At 39.4% G+C, this 269-nt stretch carries 1 protein-coding gene; it reads right to left on the bottom strand.

Annotation, left to right across the window (positions count from 1 at the left end):
• On the bottom strand, positions 1–254 hold a 254-nt coding region (locus R0K30_RS22100; RefSeq protein WP_410612999.1), incomplete at its 3' end, for a hypothetical protein.
• Positions 255–269 lie beyond the last annotated feature (15 nt).

The raw sequence follows: 269 nt of genomic DNA, 5'->3' as shown, positions 1-269 counted from the left end.
GGTTCTAGAAAATTAATTTCGAAATCTGGGGCGTCCAGGAAAAGGATATGCTCTTGAAATACTAATTCATCAGATTGGGGATAACATACCCAAGCACGTACAAAGTTAGAAGTAGAAGGCTCCGTTATAAAAGTAATGAAGCTAACTGCCTCACCGCTATGCAGCTTTTCTGATGCTAACTTCCAATGCCTCAAATAATCGGATCTCGTCCAATAACTTAGTGAGGACTCAAACCTTTCAGTAAAACTTCCAATTGAGATTCTCCCAAA

Source organism: Bacillus sp. SIMBA_154 (genome assembly GCF_046536015.1).
GTDB classification, from domain to species: domain Bacteria; phylum Bacillota; class Bacilli; order Bacillales; family Bacillaceae; genus Bacillus; species Bacillus pumilus_P.
This window is presented reverse-complemented; position numbering and strand designations above follow the sequence as displayed.